Source organism: Pseudomonas sp. NPDC077186 (assembly GCF_044543505.1).
Lineage (GTDB): Bacteria > Pseudomonadota > Gammaproteobacteria > Pseudomonadales > Pseudomonadaceae > Aquipseudomonas.
The window spans coordinates 396,039-419,079 of the sequence record NZ_JBITWE010000001.1; the positions used below are offsets into that span (position 1 = coordinate 396,039).

Consider the following 23,041-nt stretch of genomic DNA (forward strand, 5'->3'; position numbering starts at 1 on the left):
CGAACACCGATCACCGTAGGGTGGATGACGCTTTACCCATCCACCAATCACCGAACCCGAAACGGTGGATGAAAAGAGCGTCATCCACCCTACGCCAGATTTCTATTGAGGAGCCTTCAATGAGCCATATCCCCCATCTCATCAACGGCCAGCGTGTTACCTGCAACGGCCGCACCACCGCAGTATTCAACCCGTCCACCGGCGACTCCACCGCAGCCGTGGGCCTGGCCGACCGCGCCACCATGCAACTGGCCATCGACGCCGCCAAGGCCGCCTTCCCGGCCTGGCGCAACACCCCGCCGGCCAAGCGCGCGCAGATCATGTTCCGCTTCAAGCAACTGCTGGAGCAGAACGAGAACGAAATTGCCGCGCTGATCAGCGCCGAGCACGGCAAGACCCTCGAAGACGCCGTCGGCGAGCTCAAGCGCGGCATCGAGAACGTCGAGTTCGCCTGCGCCGCCCCGGAGATCCTCAAGGGCGAGTACAGCCGCAACGTCGGCCCGAACATCGACGCCTGGAGCGACCTGCAGCCGATCGGCGTGGTCGCCGGCATCACCCCGTTCAACTTCCCGGCCATGGTGCCGCTGTGGATGTACCCGCTGGCCATCGTCTGCGGCAACTGCTTCATCCTCAAACCGTCCGAGCGTGATCCCAGCTCCACCCTGTTTATCGCCGAGCTGCTCAACCAGGCCGGCCTGCCCAAGGGCGTGCTGAATGTGGTCAACGGCGACAAGGACGCGGTCGATGCACTGATCGAAGCGCCCGAGGTCAAGGCGCTGAGCTTCGTCGGCTCGACGCCGATCGCCGAGTACATCTACAGCGAAGGCACCAAGCGCGGCAAGCGCGTGCAGGCCCTCGGCGGCGCCAAGAACCACGCCGTGCTGATGCCCGACGCCGACCTGGACAACGCCGTCAGCGCGCTGATGGGCGCGGCCTACGGCTCCTGCGGCGAGCGCTGCATGGCCATCTCCGTGGCCGTGTGCGTGGGCGACCAGATCGCCGATGCGCTGGTGAGCAAACTGGTGCCGCAGATCCAGGCGCTGAAGATCGGCGCCGGCACCCAGTGCGGCCTGGATATGGGCCCGCTGGTCACCGCCGCCGCGCGTGACAAGGTGGTCGGCTATATCCACGACGGCGTTGCCGCCGGCGCTAAGCTGGTGGTCGATGGCCGTGGCTACCAAGTCGCCGGCCATGAGAATGGCTACTTCGTCGGCGGCACCCTGTTCGACCGCGTGACTGCCGACATGCGCATCTACCAGGAAGAGATCTTCGGCCCGGTGCTGTGCATCGTTCGCGTCGGCAGCCTGGAAGAGGCCATGCAACTGATCAACGACCATGAATACGGCAACGGCACCTGCATCTTCACCCGCGACGGCGAATCCGCACGGCTGTTCTGCGACGAAATCGAAGTGGGCATGGTCGGCGTCAACGTGCCGTTGCCGGTGCCGGTGAGCTACCACAGCTTCGGCGGCTGGAAGCGCTCGCTGTTCGGCGACCTGCATGCCTACGGCCCGGACGGCGTGCGCTTCTACACCCGCAAGAAGGCCATCACCCAGCGCTGGCCCAAGCGCGCCTCGCACGAGGCGGCGCAGTTCGCCTTCCCCAGCAACGGCTAAGCCCAGTTGGTGGTCACCGAGTACGAGCGGTAGCGGAACAACCTTTGTGTCGGCTTTTTTTGTTTCGTTACCGCTCGCACCCACAGGGCCACCTCGGTGGCCCTGTGGCTTATCAGGGGATGCCACCGAAAGATTACGCAGAAGGCGGACAAAGAGTGGCGACTTATCAACGCAACCTGAGTTGAGTGCAGCAATACCCGGGGAGCAGTGGGGATGCGTATCGCTTTGCTCAACCTATCCTACACAGATGGGAACGCGGCCAACCCACTGAGCCCCCCGCAGCTCTTGGCGTCAGATCGGCTAGAACTCACGAATAAATATAAGAGGCGAACGTAATGGAAGAGTTGGTAGGCAAGCTCAATGGCTATGTCTGGAGCTCCGCCCTGGTCTATACCTTTCTCGGGCTGGGCTTGCTTTACTCCGTGGTCACCCGCTTCGTTCAGGTCCGCCTGTTCAAGGACATGCTGAAGCTGGCCTTCCAGGGCGGCGACTCCCACGCCGGGGTCAGTTCCTTCGCCGCGTTCTCCCTGTCCCTGGGCAGCCGGGTCGGCACTGGCAATATCGCCGGCGTGGCCACCGCCATCGCCCTGGGCGGCCCTGGCGCGGTGTTCTGGATGTGGGCGGCGGCCTTCCTCGGCAGCGCTACCTCCTTTATCGAAATCACCCTGACCCAGACCTACAAGACCAAGGTGGGCGGCCAATACCGTGGCGGCACGCCCTACTACATCGAGAAAGGCCTGAAGATGAAGTGGCTGGCGATAGTGTCCGCCGCCCTCACGCTGATCGTAATGAGTTGCCTGTGGCCCGGCGTGCAGGCCAATACTGTGGCGCTGTCGGTGGAGAAGGCCTTCGGCATCGCGCCGGCCGTTACCGGCATCGCCATCGCCGGCCTGCTCGCACTGATCATCCTCGGCGGCACCAAGCGCATCGCCAAGGCGGCCGAGATCATGGTGCCGTTCATGGCCATCGGCTATATCCTCGCCTGCCTTCTTATCCTGGCATTCAACCTTGGCCAGGTGCCGGAAGCATTTGCGCTGATCTTCAACAGCGCCTTCGGCCTGGACGCCACCTTCGGCGGGCTGATCGGCTCGGCCATCGCCCTCGGTGTACAACGTGGCGTCTACTCCAACGGCGCGGGCATAGGCAGCGAGACTTTCGAATCTGGCGCAGCCGAAGTCTCCCACCCGGTCAAGCAGGGCCTGGTGCAGGCCTTCTCGGTGTATATCGACACGCTGCTGATCTGCACCGCCACCGCCCTGATGATCCTGGTCACCGGCATGTACGACGTGAAACCGGCCGGCATCGAGAACATCGGCACGCAGCCTTCGCTCTACACGCAGCTGGCGATCGAGTCCGCCCTACCCGGCCTGGGCGAAATTTTCCTCGCTGCCGCCCTGTTCTTCTTCTGCTTCACTACCCTGCTGTCCTACTACTACAAGGCCGAAACCTGTCTGGCGTACCTGCTGGGCAAATCGCGCGCAGCCTATCTGTTGGGCAGCGTCGGACTGAAGCTGCTCCTTCTGCTGACCATCTACCACGGCAGCATCAAGACGGCGGCGGCGGTATGGGCCCTCGGCGACCTGGGCATGGGCCTGATGGCCTGGGTCAACCTGACCGTCATCCTGTTCCTGACCCGGCCGGCACTCAAAGCCCTGAAGGACTATGAGCAGCAGAGGAAGGCCGGCCAGAAACCGACCTTCAAGCCCAGCAGCATCGGTCTGAAAGACGCCGACTTCTGGGAGCACGAGTACGGCACTACCGACGAAAAATCCGCAGCCGCCGAACGCAGCGGCAACGCCCTCCAGACGGCAAAACCCGCACATTGATCGGCGACGCCGGCAGGCAGCACATGCCGGCGTTCCGCCCCCTGAATTTAAGGAGTACGGCAAATGTCAGCAGACAAAGTAGCTATCGTCACCGCCGGTGGCAGCGGCATGGGCGCCGCCGCCGCCCGCAAGCTGGCCGAGGACGGATTTCGCGTGGCGATTCTTTCCTCCTCGGGCAAGGGCGAAGCGCTCGCCAAGGAACTGGGCGGTATCGGCGTGACGGGCTCGAACCAGTCCAACGAAGACCTCCAGCGCCTGGTCGATCAGGTGGTTCAGCAGTGGGGGCGCATAGATGTACTGGTCAACAGCGCCGGCCATGGCCCGCGCGGACCGATCCTGGAGATATCCGACGAGGACTGGGTGCGCGGCATGGACACCTACCTGCTCAACGTGATCCGCCCTACCCGCCTGGTCACGCCAATCATGCAGCGGCAGAAAGGTGGCTCGATCATCAACATCTCCACCGCCTGGACCTTCGAGCCGAGCGACATGTTCCCCACTTCGGCGGTGTTCCGCGCCGGCCTGGCGTCGTTCACCAAGATATTTGTCGACACCTATGCCGCCGACAACCTGCGCATGAACAATGTGCTGCCCGGCTGGATCGACAGCCTGCCCGCCACCGAACAGCGTCGCGCCAGCGTGCCGATGAAGCGCTATGGCCGCAGCGAGGAAATCGCCGCCACCATCGGCTTTTTGGCCAGCGCCGGGGCCGGCTATATCACCGGGCAGAACATCCGCGTCGACGGCGGTCTGACCCGCTCGGTGTGATCGGCCTCGACAGGCAGCAGACACGCGGCCTGTCGGCGCCTCGGCCGCAGCAACGGTAATGGCTTCATACCCCAAGCCCAGGAAGGTAAACACAGATGCAAGTTTGCACAGGCCATCTGGCCGGTCAGGCTGTGCTGGTCACCGGTGGTTCCGGCGGCATCGGCGCGGCGATCGTAGAACGCCTGGCGAGCGAAGGTGCCCGCCCGGTAATTCACTACAGCCGTGACGAGCGCGGCGCTCAAGCCTTGCTGGAGAGGATCGGTGGCCAGGGTTGGATCGTACAGGGCGACCTGACCCTGGACGACGGCGCCGAACAGTTGTGGCAGGCCGCCCTGGCACTGGCCGGAGGACGACTCCATGGTCTAGTCAACAACGCCGGCATTCGTACCGAGATTGCCCTGCAGGCCTCCTCGCCCGAGTGGCGCGCGGCCTGGCGGCGGGAGTTCCAGATCAACTTCTTCGCGGCCGCCGACCTGTGTCGCGAGGCCGTCGCGCACTTTCGCGCCCACGGCGGCGGACGCATCGTCAACATGGCCAGTCGCGCGGCCCAGCGTGGCTACGCAGCCGATGCCTTGCCTTACGGCGCCAGCAAGGCAGCGCTGATCAACCTGACCAAGTCACTCGCTCGCAGCGTGGCAGCCGACGGCGTGGTGGCCGTGGCCATCGCCCCCGGCTGGGTCCGAACCGACATGGCCGAGCAGTTCGTCGCACAATTCGGCGAGGCGGCGGCGACCGCCGACATCCCCGTGGGACGCATGGCCAGCCCAGAGGAAATCGCCGAGCTGGTCGCCTTCACCCTGCGTCCATCCCAGGTCTCGCTCAACGGGGCGACCCTGGATGTGAATGGCGGCAGCTATATCCGTTAGCTCGCAATACTGGGGGTATATCCCCTACTCCCCAGCCCACGATTACCCACCTCACCAGGCGGCAATCATGAATATCGGTTTCATTGGCACCGGCGCTATCGCCCAGGCAGTCATTCAGGGCCTATGCACCTGCGCCCACACGCCGCAGGCTATCTGGGTTTCGCCGAGAAACCCGCAACGCGCGCAACAGCTCGTGGCGACCTATACGCCGGTGACGCTCGCCAACAGCAACCAGGCGGTGGTCGACCACTGCGACTGGGTGTTTATCACGGTCAAGCCGGATATTGCCGAGGCGGTGCTGGCCGAGTTGCGCTTCAGCCCAGGGCAGAAGGTGGTGAACTGCGTATCCACCCTGTCGCTGGCACAAGCTCAGGCCCTGATCGGGATGCCAGTGGCGCTGTTCAAGGCCATCCCGCTCACCCCGGTCGCACTGCACCTGGGCCCCATCGCCTTCACCCCTCCAGATCCACAACTGCGCAGCCTGTTTGCGCCACTGGGCACTGCGGTTGCCGCACCGGACGAGGCAGCCCTGCGCAGCCTGGCGGTGGTCACCGCGCAAATAGCACCCTTCTACGCCCTGCAGGCCACCATCGGACGCTGGTTGGAAAACCAGGGACTCGACCCGACGGAGGCCAGGGGATATGTCAGTTCGATGTTCCACGCCCTGGCCACGCTGGCCATGGCCGACCAGGCACTCTCATTCGAGACGCTACTGAGCGAAGCGGCACCCCCCGGCGGCCTGAACGAACAGGCCCTGTCGCAGTTACAGGAAGCCGGCTGGCTGACGCAACTGGAGGCTTCGCTGGACTCGATACAGGCGCGGCTGCTGGGAGCGGGTTCCGGCTGAGCGCCCCTAAGCCCAGCACCCTGCGGGTGCTCAACCGCCGCTGGCTGAGCTTCAGCGCGGCAGGCTGACCCGCGCCAGCTCCGCGAAGTAGCGCGCCCCGGTAACCAGGATGGCGTCATTGAAGTCGTAACCAGCGTTGTGCAGCGGCACCTCGCCGGCCTCCCCCGCCGCGCCATTTGCCTTGGCGCAAGGCAATACTGAATATGGTTGTTTTGTTGTAAGTGAGGAGTTTTGTGTTGTTCGACCTTACCGCTGTAGTGAATATCATGGGGCTGTGTGCGGTGGCCGTCTTTGCCATTTCCGGAGCGCTGAGTGCAGCGAGGCTAAAGATGGATATCTTGGGCTTTATGCTGATTGGAACTGCCACGGGTATTGGGGGCGGCACGTTGCGTGATGTGCTGATGGGGAATCTACCTGTTTTCTGGATTAGAGAACCTATCTGGATTGTGATTTGCCTTGCTTCTTCTGCAGCCACCTATTTCGTTGCGCCCAGGCTGACTTCGCTGACCGGTGCTTTGCTCTGGATGGATGCCATCGGCATCGCCTTGTTCGCGGCGGTGGGCACTGAAGTGGCCCTGGCGGCTGAGGCTTCGCCGCTGATCGCAATTTGCATGGGTGTTGTAACCGCCACATTTGGCGGGATTGCCCGCGATGTGTTGTGTGGCAGCAATCTGACCCTCATGAACGAAGAACTGTATATAACAACCACCCTGGCAGGTTCTGTTACCTACTACGGTCTCAGCACCCTGGGTCACTCGAATAGCTACGATTTGCTTGGCGGTTTTATGGTTGCGTTTGTGCTGCGTGCCTTGGCGATCAAATTCAATATCAAACTGCCTAACCGCTATCGGGCAAGCTGATTCTCTGTTGCGTATTAGAGCTGTGCAGAACTCTGTGTGATCGTGCGGTATCTGCTCTAAAAAAAATGGCCGCACCGCCTTGCATGCAGAGCAATCTGCCTATAGGGCGTAGGCCATCAGTGACTGTTTCTTCCCGAAACTACCGTTAATAGAGATCAGATTGGCTGTTGGCACCGGAAACTGTCGCTACCTTCTATGGAGTGCCATTCGACCGACGAGGCTATATGCCCTGCTTCACCGCTGGGGCGATTTTTGGGGGGCATTGAGCCCTTTTATAGAGCGCCCCCACGGCAGGTTACTCTTTGCGAAGCCTATGCAGTTCAAAGCACCACTTTCAGACACTGTCCGGCGTGGTAGAGGGAAAAACCCGTTTCGTAGAGATAGCTTCTCAGCGTCGGCACCGATACCGCCTGCATCGGCTCGAAGGGTAGCGGCATCGACTCTGGATCGTCGCTCAGCAGAAAGTCTGCCAGCGCCCTGCCGATCAGCGTGCCGGTGGTGTTGCCGCGGCCGTTGTAGCCGGCCACCGCGACCAGGCCGGCAGCCGGCTGGAACACGCGCATCAGGTGATCCGGGGTGAAGTCGATGCAGCCGGTCCAGTGCATCTGCCACTCCACCCGCCCCAGCGCGGGGAAGTAGTGCTGCTGGATGCGGTCGGCCCAGCGACGGACGAACCAGTCCGGCTTGTTGCTCGCCTTGCCCAGGCTGCCCAGCAGCAGCCGGCCCTCGGCATCGCGGCGGATGCTGCTGAGCACCGTGCGGGTGTCCCAGGAACCCTGGCCGTGCTTGAGGATCTCGTCGGCCGCTGCGCCGCTCAGCGGCACCGAGGCGACCTGGTAGTAATAGCCGCGGAAGAAGCTGCGCCGCTGCTCGGTCCACTCGCCCTCGGTGTAGGCGCCAGTGGAGATCACCACCTGGCCGGCGCAGACCTCACCGTGCGCGGTACGCACCAGCCAGTCGCTGCCCTGGCGCTGCAGTTGGCTGACCGGCGAATGCTGGTACAGCGCGCCGCCCAGGCGCTGCACCGCCTGCGCCAGGCCGACCGTGTAGGCCATCGGGTTGATGGTGCCGGCGCGGCGGTCGAGCAGCGCGCCGGTGACCTTGTCGGTGCCGCAGTAGTCGGCGCAGACAGCGCCAGTGAGCAGTTCGACGTCCGCCCCACGCCGCTGCCACTGCGACTCGCGGGCGCGCAGGTCGTCCAGCCCGGCGTCGTTGTGCGCCATGTGCAGGGTGCCCTGGTGCCGCGCCTGGCAGTCGATGGCGTGCCGCTGGATCAGTGCGAAGACCTCGGCCGGCGCCTGGCCCAGCGCGCTGTTGAGGCGCTCGCCACGTTGCTTGCCGAGTACCGCCTCGACGTCGTCCGGCTTGATCCAGGTACCCGCGTTGACCAGGCCAACGTTACGCCCGGAACCGCCGTGGCCGACTTCATGGGCTTCCAGCAGGCACACCGTCCTGCCCTGCTCCAGCAGGCGCAGCGCAGCATTGAGCCCGGTGATGCCAGCACCGATAACGCAGACATCGACCTTGACCACCCCGCGCAGCGTACCGGCCTCGATCCGCTCGGGCGTTGCCTTTTCCCAGAGGCACTGTTGATGAAAAACCGTCATGTCATCTACCTCTTCAACATCCACATCAGTTAGCGCGGTAAATAAATAATCCCCCGGCACGCCGGGGGATTGGCTTGCTCGTTTAACGCTGCGGCGCGGCTGTCCGGTAATGTTCGGCAGCGGCATTGGCTTCAGCCGGCGACTGCGCCTCGACCCGCGGCATGAACTTGCCGGTGGCGGCCCAGATCAGACCTATCACAGGCGACAACCAGCAGGCGAACGCCACCGGCGCATACAGCAGGGTCGGCACACCCAGCGAGGAGGAGACGAACGCCCCGCCCATGTTCCAGGGAATCAGCGGCGAGCACAGCGTGCCGCAATCCTCGATGCTGCGCGACAGCACGGTCGGCTTGTAGCCCATGGCCGCGTACTTGTCCTTGAGCAGTTGCCCCGGCAGTACCAACGAGGTGTAGACATCGCCCACCAGGGTGCCGACACCCAGCACGCTGGTATGGCTGCTCAGCACCAGGCCGAAGCGGCCCTTGATCACCTGGTCGAGCTTCTTGCGCATGGCGTCGAGGGTTCCGTGGGCCTCCAGGGCGCCGACGAAGGCCAGTGCGATCAAGGTCAGGGTGATCACCCAGGTCATCGACATGATGCCGCCCTTGGACAGCAGCTTGTCCACCGAAGCGACGCCGGTCTGGCTGACGAAGCCGTTCTGCAGCACGTTGGTCAGCTCCTTCAGGCCAATGCCCTGGTAGAACACCGCCACGCCAGCAGCCAGAACTACCCCGGCGAACATCACCGGCAGGGCCGGCGCCTTGCGCATCGCCAGGACAACCACCACCAGCGGCGGCAGCAGGGTGAGTAGGCCGATCCGGTAATGCTGCTCGACGCCGGCACGCATCAGTTCGATACCGCTGGCATCCACCACATTGCCCGCATAGCTGGAACCTATCCAGGCGTACAGCGCCAGGGCGATGAGCATGGCCGGCACGGTGGTCGGCAACATGCCCTTGATATGACTCCAGAGATCGGTGCCGCACACGGCGGGCGTCAGGTTGGTGGTTTCCGACAGCGGCGACATCTTGTCGCCGAAGAAGGCACCGGAAACGATGGCGCCGCCGGTCAGGTAGGCCGGTACGCCCAGGCCTTCGCCCACGCCCATCAGCGCCAGCCCCACGGTACCGACCGTACCCCAGGAGGTGCCGGTCATCAGCGAGATCAGCGAACAAAGCAGGCAGGTCACTACCAGGAAGCTGCCGGCCGACAGGTAGCCGAAGCCGTAATAGAGCAGCGTGGGCACGGTGCCGGAGGCGATCCACGAGCCGATCAGCATGCCGATGCACATCAGGATGAAGATGGCCGGGATACCGATGCGCACCACCTTGAACATCGAGGCCTCGATGCTGAACCAGGGCGTGCCCCGGCATACCGCAAAGAGTCCGCACACCAGCACGCCGAGGGCGAGCGGCACATGGGGGGTGAAATCCTCGAAGACGAAGAACTGGACCATCAGCAAGATGGCGGTAATTACGAGGGGAGCCACTGCCACAGCAAAGGACGGCGCCTCCCTGGTCACTGCTTTATGAGCGTCCAAGGTCAAACTCCTCTGTTTTTATGGGGGCAGTACGCGAAAAGGGGTGTAGCACTCATGGCGAGCCTCTCTTGTTGTTATTGCTCTGCATTCACGGCCTGTGCCGCCCTTGGTGCGCGCGGGCAGAGGCCGCCGTGTAACGGTCGACGGCTACTGACTCTCGGTGTCGATGAGGGAACGCCATGCCGACCCTGGCCGGCATGGCGAACGCTGGGTCAGTCGAAGACGATCCCCTGAGCCAGGGGCAGCTCGCGGGAATAGTTGATGGTGTTGGTCTGGCGGCGCATGTAGGCCTTCCAGGAATCGGAGCCGGACTCGCGTCCGCCGCCGGTTTCCTTCTCGCCGCCGAACGCCCCGCCGATCTCCGCGCCGCTGGTGCCGATGTTGACGTTGGCGATGCCGCAGTCGCTGCCCGAGGCGCTCTGGAAACGCTCGGCCTCGCGCACATCGGTGGTGAAGATGCAGGACGACAGGCCCTGCGGCACTTCGTTGTTCAGCGCCAGCGCCTGCTCGAAATCGTCGTAGGCCAGCACGTAGAGAATCGGCGCGAAGGTCTCGTGACGCACCACTTCGCTCTGCGCCGGCATCTCGACGATGGCCGGGGCAACGTAGTAGGCGTTGGGGTATTGCTCCTGCAGACGACGCTCGCCACCGAACACCGCACCACCCTCGTCGCGCGCACGCACCAGGGCGTCCTGCATGGCGTCGAAGGCCTGTTTGTCGATCAGCGGGCCGATCAGGTTGCCGGCACGCGGGTCGCCGATGCGCACTTTGGCATAGGCGGCCTTGACCCGGGCGAGCACTTCGTCCTTCACCGAACGGTGCACGATCAGGCGGCGCAGCGTGGTGCAGCGCTGGCCGGCGGTGCCCACCGCGGAAAACAGGATGCCGCGCACAGCCAGGTCGAGGTCGGCGCTGGGGGTGAGGATCATCGCGTTGTTGCCGCCCAGCTCGAGGATGCTGCGGGCGAAGCGCGCGGCAACACGCGGGCCGACTGCACGACCCATGCGGGTGCTGCCGGTGGCACTGACCAGCGGTACGCGCGCATCGTCCACCAACGCCTCGCCGGCCTTGGCATCGCCGACGATCAGCTGGCTGAGGTTCGCCGGTGCATCGCCGAAACGCGCCAGCGCCTTGTCGAACAGCGCCTGGCAGGCCAGCGCGGTCAACGGGGTCTTCTCCGACGGTTTCCAGATCACGGAGTTGCCACACACCAGCGCCAGCGAGGTGTTCCAAGCCCAGACCGCGACCGGGAAGTTGAAGGCGCTGATCACTCCGACCACGCCCAGCGGGTGCCAGGACTCGCGCATGTGGTGGCCCGGACGCTCGGATGCGATGGTCAGGCCGTACAGCTGGCGCGACAGGCCGACGGCGAAGTCGCAGATATCGATCATCTCCTGCACTTCGCCCAGGCCTTCCTGGGTGATCTTGCCGGCTTCGATCGACACCAGCTCGCCGAGCTGGGTCTTGTATTCGCGCAGCACTTCGCCGAACAGGCGCACCAGTTCGCCACGGCGTGGGGCGGGGACGTCGCGCCAGCTAAGGTAGGCCTGATGCGCCGCCGCCACCTTGGCCGGTACGGCGTCGGCGCTTTCCAGGCTGATCGAGGCGATCAGGCTGCCATCGATGGGACTGTGCACGGCATGATCGCCGCCTTGGTACGCGTGGGCTTGCACGCCGAGGGTGTTGAGCAGCTCGCCAACCATGTTGTTCTCCTACATCCGCTGAGCGCTGGGGTTCATTGACGGGGGTCAGTATCGAACCGATTTGCGCAGGCCAACAAACGACCTTTACGCACCACATCATTCCCCAGCAGAATGAACTCACCGTCCACCTGCCCGCGAGACCACCATGCCCAAGCGCCTGCTGCCCACCATGACCGCCCTGCAGTGCTTCGAGGCCGCCGCCCGTCACATGAGCTTCACCCGCGCCGCCGAAGAGCTGTTCCTGACCCAGAGCGCGGTGAGCAAACAGGTCGCCCAACTCGAGGACATGCTCCAGCACTTGCTGTTCCACCGCGTGCGCCGGCGCCTGCAGCTGACCCCGGCAGGCGAGCTGTACCTGGCCGAGGTCAACAAGATCCTTACCCAGGTGGATATCTCCAGCCGCTACATCCTCTCCTACGGCGGCGAAACCGAGGTGCTGCGGGTGGCCACCCAACCGACCTTCGGCGCGCGCTGGCTGATCAGCAACCTCAAGGGCTTCTCCAAGCGCCACCCCAATATCCACCTCGACATCAGGAGCGAACTGGAGCCTTTCGATCTGGTGCAGGCCAAGGCGGACGTGGCCTTCTTCTACGGCCAGGGTTCCTGGCCGGGGGCTACCTGCATCGAGCTGTTCGGCGAGGAGGTGGTGCCGGTGTGCTCGCCGGACGTGTTGCAGGGACGTTCGCTACGAGGCGCCGCAGAGCTGGCCGAGTTCGTCCTGCTGCAGTGCACGTCGCGCCCCGAGGCCTGGCACGAATGGTTCGAGGAACAGGGCATCGACACCGAGCACAGCTACCACGGGCCGCGTTTCGACACTTTCTACATGTGCATCCGCGCCGCTCGCGCGGGCTGCGGCATCGCCCTGGTTCCGCGTTTTCTGGTCGAGGACGAATTGGACGACGCCAAGCTGGTGATTCCCTGGGTGCATCACAAGCCCAGCGAAGGCTCGCACTACATGGCCTATGCCGAGCAGTCGATCGATATTCCCAAGGTCAGAAGCTTTGTCGATTGGATACTGGACAAGGCGCATGGCCGGCAGGGGCATGCTAGTTCCTGAATCCTTGGAATGACCCGGTAATTTTTTTTCGTTTGTGCAGCCTCGGCCTTCCTCGTTTTCATAGAAGGAAATCCCCCCTTCGACGAGGAACGCCGCAATGTCATTTCATGCCTCCGCGCTGCCCGAGGGCCGCGCATGAGCACGTCGCCCATCAGTGCCTCGCTGTCCATCGTGCACCCGATCACCCTCAGTCACGGCCGCAACGCCGAGGTCTGGGACACCGAGGGCAAGCGCTACATCGATTTCGTCGGCGGCATCGGCGTACTCAACCTCGGCCACTGCCACCCTGGCGTGGTCGCGGCCATCGGCGCGCAGGCCCAGCGCTTGACCCACTCGGCCTTCAACGCAGTTCCGCACAGCGGCTACCGCCAGCTGATGGACGCCCTCGCCGCGTTCATCCCGCTCAGCTACCCGCTGGCCGGCATGCTCACCAACAGCGGCGCGGAGGCGGCGGAGAACGCACTGAAGATCGTCCGCGCCGCCACCGGACGCAGCGTGGTGATCGCCTTCGACGGCGGCTTCCATGGTCGCACCCTGGCCACGCTCAACCTCAACGGCAAGGTCGCCCCGTACAAGCAGCGCGTCGGCGTGCTGCCCGGCCCGGTCTACCACCTGCCCTACCCCAGCGCGGATACCGGCGTCAGCGCCGAGCAAGGCTTGCAGGCGCTGGAGCGGCTGTTCAGCGTTGAGGTCGATATCAACGAAGTCGCCTGCATCGTCTTCGAGCCGGTACAGGGCGAAGGCGGTTTCCTGGCCATGGACGCCGAGTTCGCCCAGCGCCTGCGCGCGCTATGCGACGCCAACGGCATCCTGCTGATCGCCGACGAGATCCAGTCCGGCTTCGGTCGCACCGGGCAGCGCTTCGCCTTCAGCCGTCTGGGCATCGAGCCGGACCTGCTGCTGCTCGGCAAGAGCATCGCCGGCGGCCTGCCGCTTGGTGCGGTGGTCGGCCGCAAGGACTTGCTCGACACCCTGCCCAAGGGCGGCCTCGGCGGCACCTACTCGGGCAACCCGCTGGCCTGCGCCGCCGCGCTGGCCAGCCTGGAGGCGATGAGCGATGCCAACCTGGCGACCTGGGGCGAGGCGCAGGAGCAGGCCATCGTGCGCCGCTACGCCAGCTGGCGCGAACGGGCGATCTCGCCCTGCCTGGGCCGGCTGACCGGCACCGGGGCGATGCGCGGCATCGAACTGCTGACGACCGACGGCAAGCCCGGCACCACGCAACTCGCCGCCTTGCTGGAGTCGGCCCGCGAGCGCGGCCTGCTGCTGATGCCCAGCGGCAAGAGCCGGCATATCGTGCGCCTGCTGGCGCCGTTGACCATCGAGCCGGCGCTGTTCGAGCAGGGCCTGGACATTATCGAAGACTGCCTGGCAGGTATCCGCTAGCACCATGATTGCCCAAGTAGCTCCACCGGCAGCGCTCACGAGGCACTACCGCGCCTTTCTCGACTCGCTCATGCAGGCTGGCTTCCAGGGGGAAATCGCCCCCGACCACGGCAGCCGCACCGTGCTGGCGACCGACAACTCGATCTACCAGCGCCTGCCACAAGCGGCGCTGTTTCCCCTGCACGACGAAGACGTGCGCCTGCTGGCCAGCCTGGCCGCGCAAGCGCAGTACCGCGACATCGTCCTCACCGCGCGCGGCGGCGGCACCGGCACCAACGGCCAGTCGCTGACCCACGGCCTGGTGGTGGACCTGTCGCGGCATATGAACCGCATCCTCGAGATCGACCCCGAGCGGCGCCGCGTGCGCGTGCAGGCCGGCGTGGTCAAGGATCAGCTCAACGCCGCGCTCAAGCCGCACGGGCTGTTCTTCGCCCCGGAGCTGTCGACCTCCAACCGCGCCACCATCGGCGGCATGATCAACACCGACGCCAGCGGCCAGGGCAGCTGCACCTACGGCAAGACCCGCGATCACGTGCTGCAACTGCAGACCATCCTGCTCGGCGGCGAGCGCCTGCACAGCGCCCCGCTCAGCGAGGACGCGCTGCAACAGGCGCTGCAGGACGACAGCCGCCTCGGCGACGTGCACCGCGCCGTGCTGCAGGTACACGAGCAACACGCCGGGCTGATCGAACAGCGCTTCCCCAAGCTCAACCGCTGCCTGACCGGCTACGACCTGGCGCACATCCGCGACGCCGACGGCCGCTTCAACCTCAACAACATTCTCTGCGGCTCGGAAGGTTCGCTCGGCTTCATCGTCGAAGCGACCCTCAACGTGCTGCCAATCCCCAAGCACTCGGTGCTGGTGAATGTGTCCTACGCCAGCTTTATGGACGCGCTCAGAGATGCCCAGGCGCTGATGGCCATGGCACCGCTGTCCATCGAAACGGTGGACTCGCGGGTGCTCAATCTGGCGATGAAGGACATCGTCTGGCATGACGTGGCCGAGTACTTCCCGGCCAATCCGGCCATCCCGACACAAGGCATCAACCTGGTGGAGTTCAGCGGTGACGACGCCGCGGCGCTGGATGAGCAGGTCGAGCGTTTCACCGCCCACCTGAGCAGCGATGCCAGCGTGCAGCGCATCGGCCACACCATCGCCCGTGGCGCCGCTGCCGTGGCGCGCGTATACACCATGCGCAAACGTTCGGTAGGCCTGCTGGGCAACGTGGACGGCGAAGTGCGCCCGCAACCCTTCGTCGAAGACACAGCCGTGCCGCCCGAGGCACTTGCCGACTACATCGCCGAATTCCGTGCCCTGCTCGACGGCTATCAGCTGCAGTACGGCATGTTCGGTCACGTCGATGCCGGCGTGCTGCACGTACGCCCGATGCTGGACATGAAAGACCCCGCCCAGACGGCGCTGGTCCGCCCGATCAGCGATGGCGTGGCCACCCTCACCCACAAATACGGCGGCCTGCTCTGGGGCGAGCACGGCAAGGGCCTGCGTTCGGAGTACGCGCCGCGCTTCTTCGGCGAGCTGTACCCGGCGCTGCAGGCGATCAAGAGCGCCTTCGACCCGGACAACCAGCTCAACCCCGGCAAGATCGCCACGCCGCTGGCGGCTGGCAGCGAGCTGACCAAGGTCGACGAAGTGCCGCTGCGCGGCGACCTCGACCGGCAGATCGACGAGCGCGTGTGGAGCAGCTACGGCGCGGCCATGCACTGCAACGGCAACGGCGCCTGCTACAACTATGACCCCAACGACGCCATGTGCCCGTCGTGGAAGGCCACCCGCGAACGCACCCAGTCGCCCAAGGGCCGCGCCTCGCTGCTGCGCGAATGGCTGCGCCTGCAGGGCCAGGCCGGGGTCGATGTGTTGCAGGCGGCCGAGCGCAGCCGTGGCCTGGCGACCCTGCGCACGCTGCCGGCGCGCATCCGTAATAGCCTGGGCAAGCGCCGCGGCGAGGCGGACTTTTCCCACGAGGTGTTCGAGGCCATGTCGGGCTGCCTGGCGTGCAAATCCTGTGCAGGGCAATGCCCGGTCAAGGTCAACGTGCCGGAATTCCGCTCGCGCTTCCTCGAGCTGTACCACAGCCGCTACCTGCGCCCGTTGAAGGACTATCTGATCGGCTCGCTGGAGTACAGCATCCCCTATTTCGCCAAGCTGCCCTGGCTGTACAACGGCCTGATGCAGCTGGGCTTGAGCCAGGCCGTGCTGCGCCGCTACGCCGGCATGGTCGACAGCCCGCTGCTCAGTCGCTTCGACCTGAAGGCGACGCTAGAGCGCTGGGACGTGCTTGAGGCCACGCCGGAAAACCTGCGCCGACTGACCGCAGCGCAACGCGAACGCAGCGTGATCCTGGTGCAGGACGCCTTTACCCGCTACTTCGACACCGAGGTACTGGCGGATCTGATCGAGGTGCTCTCGCGCCTAGGCTTCCTGGTGTTGCTCGCGCCCTTTCTGCCCAACGGCAAGCCGCAGCAGGTGCTGGGTTTCCTTGGCGCCTTCGACAAGGCCGCGCGCCGGAATGCAGCAATGCTCAACGCGCTGTCTGGCCATGGCGTGCAACTGGTGGGCCTGGACCCGGCCATGACCCTGGTCTACCGCCAGGAGTACCACAAGCTCCTGGGCGATGCGGCGCCCGAAGTGCTGCTGCCGCAGGAATGGCTGGCGCAGAATCTGGACAGGCTGGACGTCAACATGGCCAACCCCGGCGCGGACTACTATCTGCTGGGCCACTGCACAGAGAAGACCAACGCTCCGGCCGCGACGGCACTGTGGGCCCAGGTGTTCCAGCACCTGGGCCTGAACCTCAGGAGCCTGCCGCTGGGCTGCTGCGGCATGTCCGGCACCTATGGGCACGAGGCGGCGAACCGGCAGACCTCCGAGCGGATCTACGACCTGTCCTGGCGCGAGCGGGTCGAAGGCGACATCGACCCCGCACGCCTGCTGGCCAACGGCTACTCCTGCCGCAGCCAGGCCGAGCGCCTCAGCGCGCTATCGCTGCCCCACCCCATCCAGGCGTTGAAACGGCACTTGTGCCGGCCCTGACCCCCTTTGCTCTAAGCCCCCGGCCCAGCTTGCCGGGGGTTGTTTTTTATAGCCCTACGCACCTGTTGGAATAGATGCCTTGCTCGTTGCAGCAGTGACTCCATCTACAGCGATCATTCATTCCCCCAGCGAATGAAGTACTGAGAAGATGTCGTTTGTACCGCGCCGCGCCGCTGCCCAAAATCCGATCCATGCCCAGGCTTCAACCCACCCATGCCTTCCAGGAGATTGCTTGATCATGAGCAAACCGGCGTTCATCGATCCATCCGAGATTCGCGCGCAGTTCTCTCGTGCCATGTCCGATATGTACAAGGCAGAAGTCCCGCTCTATGGCGATCTCCTGCAATTGGTCGAACAAGTCAACCAGCAGCTGCTGCAAGACAGCCCCGAAATCGCCGAACAGTTGCAACACAGCGGCGAACTGGAGCGCCTGGCCATGGAGCGTCACGGCGCCATCCGTGTCGGCACCGCCAGTGAGCTGGCCACCATCGGCCGTCTATTCGCCGTAATGGGCATGCAGCCGGTGGGATACTACGACCTCAGTCCGGCTGGCGTGCCGGTCCACTCCACGGCCTTCCGCGCGGTGCATGAGGCCGCCCTGCAGCACAGCCCGTTCCGCGTGTTCACCTCACTGCTGCGCCTGGAACTGATCGACAACCCCGAGCTGCGCGACCTGGCCGCGCGCCTGCTGGCCAAGCGCAATATCTTCACGCCGCGAGCGCTGCAACTGATCGAGCAGTGTGAGACCGATGGTGGTCTGAATGAGGCGGACGCCAGGGAGTTCGTGACCCAGGCCCTGGAGACCTTCCGCTGGCACACCCAGGCCACCGTCAGTGCCGCCGAGTACGACCAGCTGCACGCCCAGCACCGCTTGATCGCCGACGTGGTGGCATTCAAGGGGCCGCATATCAATCACCTGACGCCGCGTACCCTGGACATCGACCAGATCCAGGCCAGCATGCCCACCCGCGGCATCACGCCGAAGGCCGTGGTCGAAGGTCCGCCCCGTCGCCGTTGCCCGATCCTGCTGCGCCAGACCAGCTTCAAGGCGCTGCAGGAGAAGGTCGCCTTCACCGACCAGCAGGGCGCCGACGGCAGCCACACCGCCCGCTTCGGCGAGATCGAACAGCGCGGCGCGGCCCTGACCCCGAAGGGCCGCGCCCTTTACGACCAATTGCTCAATGCCGCCCGCGCCGAACTCGGGGAAGCGCCTAGCGAACCCAATGCCGCGCTGTACGGCGAGCTGCTGGCAAAGCACTTTCGCGCCTTCCCCGACAGCTACGCGCAGATGCGCACCGAAGGTCTGGCCTACTTCCGCTACCGCGTCACCGAGCAGGGTCGTGTCGCCAGCGAGCGTCCGCAGACCCTGGAGGCGCTGATCGCCGCCGGCCATATCCGCTTCGATCCGCTGGTGTACGAAGACTTCCTGCCGGTCAGCGCGGCGGGGATCTTCCAATCCAACCTCGGCGACAACGCCCAGGCAAGCTACGCAATCAGCTCCAACCAAGCGGACTTCCAGGCGGCCCTGGGCGCCACGGTGCTCGACGAGCTGCAGCTCTATGCCGCCACCGAGCAGCGCTCGCTCGATGAGTGCCGCGCCGTGCTCGGCCTGCCGCTGCTCTAAATGGCGGGTGGATGTCGCTTATTACATCCACCGCAGGCGCATGCGGTGGATCGATAAAGCGCGCTCCACCCTACGAGAGAACCGGCGGGAGCGGGCGGATGGATCGGCTGGGCGATGCTGGGTGCCCCGGAGCGACGCCTTTCAGTCGCCTGAACGGACCTATTCGCCGCGGGGCGCGGCTCCTACCGGAGCGGCGGCCTGATGCCTTGGCGCTGGTCAGCGCCATAGTGTGCCGTCTCGCCACGATCCGGCGTCCGTCCAGATAACAGCGGCGGTCCGTAGGGTGTCGCGGGGCCGCCTAGGTCGTGCGCATCACCCTGGACCGCGGCCCGCGTCGATTCCGCCAACCCGCCCGGACCCGAGTTCAGTGAACACCAGCCAGACGATGCATCCCATGCGCAGCGAGTTGCATGACGAGCTGCACGCGCGCCCCTCGATCTATTTCAACGAGCCGGCCCATGTCTATCACCTGACACTACTGGAGCGCGGTGACGCGCTGGATCGCCTGGTCGAGGCCCTCGACGACCAGGCCGCAGACGCCCTGCAGGGGCTGGTCAGCCTGGATGGATACGCGACCAAGTGGGAGCGGCACACCGAGTTCCTCTCCCTCACCATGGTCGTGCCCAAGCAGGCTCGCGCGGAGTTCTGGCCGCCGCTGCCGGAGAGCCTCGCCGCCCTAATCCAGGGGCACGAGGAGCTGCTGATCGAATGCTCGCAGGTGCTGGTGGAGTCCGCCGAGGAATGGGAAGGCAGCACCGCGCGCTACGGTTTCAAGGACCCCTGCGGCTCGCAGGTCGGCGCCGGCGACGCGGTGATCTGGAGTGATTTCCGCCTGACGCCGGACGGCGTCAACCGCATCCTCCTGGTCAACCACAACCTCAATGCCTACCGCCTGGGGCGCATGGTCCGCCGTCTGCTGGAGATCGAGACCTACCGCATGATGGCCTCGCTCACCCTGCCGGTGGCCAAGGACCTCGCGAGGGTGCTGCGGGATTACGAGCGCGAGCTCACCGAACTGTCCGACCAGAACGCTCATTCCAGCAGCGACGCCCGGCAGATATTGAAGAGCATCTCCCACCTCTCGGCACGCATCGTCCGCCAGGCCGCCAGGACCCGCCAGCGCTTCAGCGCCACCGAGGCCTATGCGCAGATCGTCTTCGAGCGTATCGCCGAACTGCGCGAGGTGCATGTCCAGGGCCGCCAACGTCTGGGCGTGTTCATCGAGCGGCGCTTCCGCCCGACCGTGCGCTACTGCTCGGCCACCCGGCAGCGCCTGGAGCGGGTCAACGAGAGCGTGGCCAACCTCGGCGAACTGCTGCAGACCCGCGTGCAGGTGGAGGTGGAGGAGCAAAATTGCGCCATCCTGCACAGCCTCAACGAACGCGCCACCACCCAGATCAAGATCCAGAAGGCGGTCGAGGGGCTGTCGATCATCGCCATCAGCTACTACCTGCTGAGCCTTTTCAAGCTGCTCTACGAAGGCGCGCGCAGCATGGGCCTGGACCTCTCGCCGCGAGACGCCAGCCTCTATGCCGCGCCGCTGGTGGTACTGGTCCTGGGCACCATCATCCATCGTATCAGGAGGGCGCAGCGCGAATAGCCAAGGCCTAACCTCGCCCCGCCTCTGCGCCTTGGTAAACCTGTGCACTGCATCAGGCATTGCTTGCCTTCCAATCGCCACAGCCAGAACTGTTGTCACCCCAGCATCAATCTTCCTCGAAACGGTCTTTGACCCCTACTCCTCCAGTACCGAACCTCTCGCCCGCGGCACATCGGCGTGCCGTGCGTTTTGCCAGGGAGGTTGGGTTCAGGGATGCATGCAACGACGGTGCTGTACGGCCAGGTGCTGGTGGTGTTGGCCATTACCCTGTCCGGAGTGTGGGGTGCCACGCAGTGGACGGCTGCTGCGCTCGGCTACCAGACTCGCCTGGGGACACCCTGGTTCGAGTTGCTGGGTACACCGGTCTATCACCCCTGGCGTCTGTTCGAGTGGTGGTTCGTCTTCGATGCCTATGCGCCGGACATCTTCAACGTCGGCGGCAGCATCGCCGCTTGCAGCAGCCTACTGGCATTGGTGGTGGCCATCTGCATGGCGATCTGGCGGGCGCGCCAGGCACGGCGGGTTACCACCTATGGCTCGGCGCGCTGGGCCGATTCTGATGAGGTGCGCAAGGCCGGCCTGACCCAGCCTGCGGGTGTGTTCCTCGGCCAGTTCGACGACCAGTACCTGCGCCACGAAGGCCCCGAGCATGTGTTGACCTTCGCGCCGACGCGCTCGGGCAAAGGCGTCGGCCTGGTGGTGCCCACCCTGCTCTCCTGGCCGGCCTCGGCGGTCATCCACGATATCAAGGGCGAGAACTGGAGCCTGACCGCAGGGTGGCGTTCGCGTTTCTCCCACTGCCTGTTGTTCAACCCCACCGACCTGGCCTCGGCCGCCTACAACCCGTTGCTGGAAGTGCGTCGCGGCGCCCACGAGGTGCGCGACGTGCAGAACATTGCCGACATCCTGGTCGACCCGGAAGGTGCGCTGGAGCGGCGTAATCACTGGGAGAAGACCAGTCACGCGCTGCTGGTCGGTGCCATCCTGCACGTGCTCTACGCAGGCCAGGACAAGACCCTGCGCGGCGTCGCCAACTTCCTTTCCGATCCGGCCTGCACCTTCGAGTTGACCCTACATCGGATGATGAGCACGCCGCACCTGGGCGATGCCCCGCATCCGGTGGTGGCCTCGGCGGCGCGGGAGGTGCTGAACAAGAGCGACAACGAGCGCTCGGGTGTGCTGTCCACGGCCATGTCCTTCCTCGGACTGTATCGGGACCCGACGGTGGCCGAGGTCACCTCGCGCTGCGACTGGCGCATCGCCGACCTGATCTCAGCCGAGCATCCGGTGTCGCTGTATCTGGTGGTGCCGCCCTCGGATATCAGCCGCACCAAGCCGCTGATCCGCCTGATCCTCAATCAGGTCGGCCGGCGTCTGACCGAGTCACTCGACGGCTCCGACGGAATCGAACGTCGGCACAAGCTGCTGCTGATGCTCGATGAGTTTCCGGCGCTGGGGCGATTGGACTTCTTCGAGACGGCGCTGGCCTTCATGGCCGGTTATGGACTGCGCGCCTTCCTCATTTCGCAGTCGCTGAACCAGATCGACAAGGCCTACGGCCAGAACCACTCGATCCTCGACAACTGCCACGTGCGGGTGACTTTCGCCACCAACGACGAACGCACCGCCAAGCGCATCTCCGAGACCCTCGGCACTGCCACCGAACTGCGCGCGCAGCGCAACTACGCCGGCCACCGTCTGGCGCCCTGGCTGGGCCATCTGATGGTGTCGCGCCAGGAAACCGCCCGCCCACTGCTGACCCCGGGCGAGGTAATGCAACTGCCCAGCGACGAGGCCGTGGTGATGCTTTCGGGACTCGCACCGATCCGCGCGAAGAAGCTGCGCTACTACACCGATACCAACTTCCAGAGTCGGGTACTGCCAGCACCGCGCTTGCAGCCGGGCCACTACGCCGACGCACCGGCGCCACGCGTGGACGACTGGAGCGACCTGGCCGTGCCTGCGGCCGTCGTTGCGCCGCCGGCCGACCTGAGTGAGGACGAGACCGTCGAGGACGGCGGCCCGCGTCGTCAGCCCGAGCTGGCGGAACTCGCCCAATTGCCGGAGCACGACGAGCTGGCCAGCGACCTGCTGCTGCTCGACGAGGACGACGTCCCAGCGCCCTTCTCCACCCAGCCGGATCCACGCTTGCAGCGCGTGGCGCGGCTGGCCGCCCTCGACCCTGACGATGGAATAGCCCTATGAGCCGAGCCCGCCTGAACCTGTTTATCCAACCCGAGCATGCCAAGCGCCTGAACGAACTGGCGATCACCAAGGGCGTGTCGAAGTCCTCGATCATCGCCGCGGCGCTGGCCTCCTGGCTGTCGCCCGAGTCCGGCGAGCAGCGCGAGGTGGCCATGGCCAAACGCCTGGATCGCCTGTCACGTCAGTTCGAGCGCCTGGAACGCGACCAGCACATCCTGATCGAGACCATGGCGCTCTACGTGCGCTACTTCCTCACGGTCAGCACACCGGTGCCCGAAGCGCACCAAGAGGCGGCGCGCGCGCAGGGCAAGCTGCGCTTCAGCCAATTCGTCGAGCAACTGGGGCGTCACCTGCAGCGCGGGCGCAGCCTGGTCAGAGAGGTGCACGAGGAGGTTCAGGCAGAGGCTCAGGCCACTGGAGAGCGCCTATGAACTGCTCCTCTTCCATCGTGCTGAGCGCGGCGGCGACCTCCTTGGATCGTCGC

16 protein-coding genes are annotated in these 23,041 nt (G+C 65.2%); 13 read left to right on the forward strand and 3 right to left on the reverse strand.

Features of this window, described 5'->3' with window-relative positions:
* The first annotated feature begins 119 nt into the window (after positions 1–119).
* From ACIGKL_RS01800 to ACIGKL_RS01825, 6 genes are all read left to right on the forward strand, one after another.
* A complete protein-coding gene (locus ACIGKL_RS01800; RefSeq protein ID WP_397485016.1) occupies positions 120–1,616 on the forward strand; it encodes a CoA-acylating methylmalonate-semialdehyde dehydrogenase in 1,497 nt (498 codons plus the stop codon).
* A 335-nt stretch (positions 1,617–1,951) separates the two neighbouring features.
* Positions 1,952–3,442, forward strand: a complete 1,491-nt coding sequence (locus ACIGKL_RS01805; protein WP_397485017.1) for an alanine/glycine:cation symporter family protein — start codon at positions 1,952–1,954, stop codon at positions 3,440–3,442.
* A gap of 63 nt (positions 3,443–3,505) precedes the next feature.
* A complete protein-coding gene (locus ACIGKL_RS01810) occupies positions 3,506–4,210 on the forward strand; it encodes an SDR family oxidoreductase (RefSeq protein WP_397485018.1) in 705 nt (234 codons plus the stop codon).
* A gap of 95 nt (positions 4,211–4,305) precedes the next feature.
* Positions 4,306–5,076 (forward strand): SDR family NAD(P)-dependent oxidoreductase, encoded by a 771-nt coding sequence (locus ACIGKL_RS01815; protein WP_397485019.1) that lies wholly within the window; start codon positions 4,306–4,308, stop codon positions 5,074–5,076.
* A gap of 67 nt (positions 5,077–5,143) precedes the next feature.
* Positions 5,144–5,923: an NAD(P)-binding domain-containing protein gene (locus ACIGKL_RS01820; RefSeq protein ID WP_397485020.1), complete on the forward strand. Its 780-nt coding sequence runs from the start codon at positions 5,144–5,146 to the stop codon at positions 5,921–5,923.
* A gap of 236 nt (positions 5,924–6,159) precedes the next feature.
* Positions 6,160–6,783, forward strand: a complete 624-nt coding sequence (locus ACIGKL_RS01825; RefSeq protein WP_218582968.1) for a trimeric intracellular cation channel family protein — start codon at positions 6,160–6,162, stop codon at positions 6,781–6,783.
* A gap of 320 nt (positions 6,784–7,103) precedes the next feature.
* Here the strand turns inward: ACIGKL_RS01825 and ACIGKL_RS01830 are convergent, their stop codons facing one another.
* From ACIGKL_RS01830 to ACIGKL_RS01840, 3 genes are all read right to left on the reverse strand, one after another.
* Complete coding sequence (locus ACIGKL_RS01830) at positions 7,104–8,390, reverse strand: NAD(P)/FAD-dependent oxidoreductase (RefSeq protein WP_397485021.1); 1,287 nt, start codon at positions 8,388–8,390, stop codon at positions 7,104–7,106.
* 82 nt (positions 8,391–8,472) lie between these two features.
* Complete coding sequence (gene nhaC, locus ACIGKL_RS01835) at positions 8,473–9,879, reverse strand: Na+/H+ antiporter NhaC (protein WP_397485022.1); 1,407 nt, start codon at positions 9,877–9,879, stop codon at positions 8,473–8,475.
* Between the two features lie 263 nt (positions 9,880–10,142).
* Complete coding sequence (locus tag ACIGKL_RS01840) at positions 10,143–11,633, reverse strand: aldehyde dehydrogenase family protein (protein ID WP_397485023.1); 1,491 nt, start codon at positions 11,631–11,633, stop codon at positions 10,143–10,145.
* A gap of 145 nt (positions 11,634–11,778) precedes the next feature.
* Between ACIGKL_RS01840 and ACIGKL_RS01845 the strand changes: the two genes are divergently transcribed.
* From ACIGKL_RS01845 to ACIGKL_RS01875, 7 genes are all read left to right on the forward strand, one after another.
* Positions 11,779–12,690 carry a LysR family transcriptional regulator gene (locus ACIGKL_RS01845; protein ID WP_397485024.1) on the forward strand — a complete coding sequence of 304 codons (912 nt, stop codon included), beginning with the start codon at positions 11,779–11,781 and terminating at the stop codon, positions 12,688–12,690.
* Positions 12,691–12,825: 135 nt separating this feature from the next.
* Positions 12,826–14,076, forward strand: coding sequence for an aspartate aminotransferase family protein (locus tag ACIGKL_RS01850; protein WP_397485025.1), 1,251 nt, complete (start codon positions 12,826–12,828; stop codon positions 14,074–14,076).
* 4 nt (positions 14,077–14,080) lie between these two features.
* Positions 14,081–17,128 carry an FAD-binding and (Fe-S)-binding domain-containing protein gene (locus ACIGKL_RS01855; protein WP_397485026.1) on the forward strand — a complete coding sequence of 1,016 codons (3,048 nt, stop codon included), beginning with the start codon at positions 14,081–14,083 and terminating at the stop codon, positions 17,126–17,128.
* Between the two features lie 238 nt (positions 17,129–17,366).
* Positions 17,367–18,752, forward strand: coding sequence for a VOC family protein (locus ACIGKL_RS01860; RefSeq protein WP_397485027.1), 1,386 nt, complete (start codon positions 17,367–17,369; stop codon positions 18,750–18,752).
* A 385-nt stretch (positions 18,753–19,137) separates the two neighbouring features.
* On the forward strand, positions 19,138–20,352 hold the full coding sequence (locus tag ACIGKL_RS01865; RefSeq protein WP_397485028.1) for a DUF3422 domain-containing protein: 1,215 nt from the start codon (positions 19,138–19,140) through the stop codon (positions 20,350–20,352).
* Positions 20,353–20,565: 213 nt separating this feature from the next.
* Positions 20,566–22,557: a conjugal transfer protein TraG gene (locus ACIGKL_RS01870; RefSeq protein ID WP_397485029.1), complete on the forward strand. Its 1,992-nt coding sequence runs from the start codon at positions 20,566–20,568 to the stop codon at positions 22,555–22,557.
* Entirely contained in the window at positions 22,554–22,988 is a 435-nt protein-coding gene (locus tag ACIGKL_RS01875; protein ID WP_397485030.1) for a CopG family transcriptional regulator, read from the forward strand. Before ACIGKL_RS01870 ends, ACIGKL_RS01875 begins: the two co-directional genes overlap by 4 nt.
* The last annotated feature ends 53 nt before the right edge of the window (positions 22,989–23,041 follow it).